This window comes from Nocardiopsis lucentensis DSM 44048 (assembly GCF_000341125.1).
Classification (GTDB): Bacteria; Actinomycetota; Actinomycetes; order Streptosporangiales; family Streptosporangiaceae; genus Nocardiopsis; species Nocardiopsis lucentensis.
The window spans coordinates 1-1,963 of the sequence record NZ_ANBC01000674.1 but is presented as its reverse complement, the minus strand read 5'-3'; the positions used below and the strand labels follow the sequence as shown (position 1 = coordinate 1,963).

Genomic DNA, 1,963 nt, shown 5'->3' with positions numbered 1-1,963 from the left:
GGATGCACCTGGCGGCCGGACCGCGACGAGGACCTGCCCGGCGGCGTCCGAGCCCGACTGCTCGCCGCTCTCCTGCGGGGCGGCGTCTGAGGGCGGGGAGAGCCGCGATCGGGCGGACCGGGCCGGGGATATTCCCATCGCCTCGACCCCCAGACCGGAGCCGGGGATGTCGCATACCCTGGTGGGCGATGACTTCCGCGCGAGATGATCACCAGAACCAGGGCGAGGGGCCGGTGCGAACGACGTTCTACGAGGCCGTGGGCGGGGAGGAGACCTTCACCCGCCTGGTCCGCCGCTTCTACGAGGGCGTTGCCGCCGACCCCCTGCTGCGGCCCATGTACCCGGAGGAGGACCTCGGCCCGGCCGAGGAGCGCCTGCGCCTGTTCCTCATCCAGTACTGGGGCGGTCCACGCACGTACAACGAACAGCGCGGCCACCCGCGGCTGCGGATGCGCCACTTCCCGTTCCGCATCGGCGCCGCCGAGCGTGACCGCTGGCTGGAGCTCATGCGCGCGGCGATGGACTCCCTGGAACTGCACGAGGTCCTCGACCGGCAGATGTGGGAGTACATGGTCATGGCGGCGCACAGCATGGTCAACGTCCCGGAGGAGGCCACGGCTCCGGCGGTGGCCGACCCGACGTCGTTGTCAGTGGCCTCGAAGGAGGGACGCGACGACGACGGGGGCGAGACCGTCTCCATCTCCCTGAAGTAGGGGACCGGGCGGCCCGGCACCCCTTCGCTCAGGAGTACTGGGCGAGGAAGGCACGCTCGGTGCCGTTGAGCCGCCGGGCGCTCTGCGTGGGCACGTCGAACCCGACCAGCACCGTCTTGGCGCGCAGGTACACGGTCGTGTCGTCGCGGATCTCGTAGGCCAGCGTGCAACTGGCGTTGCGGACCTCGGTCACCCACAGCTCCACCCGCACAGGGTCCTTCCTGGGCAGCAGCGGCGCCACGTAGTCCGCCTCCTGGCGGGCCACGACCATGGCGCCGAAGACCTCTTCGCCCTCCTCGACCATGCCGCCGTAGCGCATGAACGAGATCCGGGCGTCCTCCAGGTAGGTGAGCATCCGCACGTTGTTGACGTGGTGCTGGGGGTCGAGGTCGGCGTAGCGGACCTGGGCCAGGTGGACGTGCCGCTGCGGCAGGGTCTCGGTCCCGTTGCCCGCGGTCTCGATCTGTGTCACGTCCTGGTTCCTCTCGTGGGCGGCTCCTGGGGGGCGGACTTCACCGATTGTCCCAATCCCCCCGGGAGACCGCTCCACTGACCGGGCTCCTGGCGTGTGTCGTGGATCTCCCCACGACGGCCGAAGCCGCCGGTCAGGCCACCGACGCCCCCAGATGGTGGGCGAGGAAGGCCAGCTGTTCGGCGCTGAGCGCCACGCTCCGGCTCACCGAGCGAGAGCTGTGGCCGACCTCCGACTCGCGCCGCAGCAGGACCGGACGCTCCTGCGGGGACGCGGAGGTGGCCCACTGCATCAACGCGCACAGCTTGCGGGCGTGCATGGGGTCCACCCGGGTGTCGTTGTCGAACACGGTGAACAACGTCGCCGGGTAGCGGGTGCCCTCACGGACGTTGTGGTAGGGCGAGTACCCCAGCAGCCACCCCAGTTCCTCGGGTTCGTCGGCGCTGCCGTACTCCACGTTCCACAGCTGGCCCAGACCGAAGCCCTCGTAGCGCACCATGTCCAGCAGCGGGGCCGAGCACACCGCGGCGGCGAACAGGTCGGGGCGCTGGGTGACCATCGCGCCGACCAGCAGCCCGCCGTTGCTCCCGCCCATGATCGCGAGCCGTTCGGGAGTGGTGACCCCCGTCGCGACCAGGTGCTCGGCGGCCGCGGCGCAGTCGTCGAACACGTTCTGCTTGTTGGCGAGCATCCCGCCGCGGTGCCACTCCTCGCCCTCCTCCAGTCCGCCGCGCAGGTTGGCGGTGGCGTACACGCCTCCGGCCCGCACCCAGGCCAG

General features: G+C 70.9%; 3 protein-coding genes. 1 reads left to right on the top strand and 2 read right to left on the bottom strand.

Annotated features, from left to right (window positions below; genetic code table 11):
* Positions 1-188 precede the first annotated feature (188 nt).
* A complete protein-coding gene (locus D471_RS0123710; protein WP_026128012.1) occupies positions 189-713 on the top strand; it encodes a globin in 525 nt (174 codons plus the stop codon).
* A 28-nt stretch (positions 714-741) separates the two neighbouring features.
* On the opposite strand, the gene D471_RS0123705 is transcribed toward D471_RS0123710, so the two are convergent.
* Complete coding sequence (locus tag D471_RS0123705; protein WP_017600921.1) at positions 742-1,185, bottom strand: acyl-CoA thioesterase; 444 nt, start codon at positions 1,183-1,185, stop codon at positions 742-744.
* Between the two features lie 133 nt (positions 1,186-1,318).
* Positions 1,319-1,963: prolyl oligopeptidase family serine peptidase (locus D471_RS35820; protein ID WP_040690893.1), on the bottom strand; the 645-nt coding region annotated here is incomplete at its 5' end.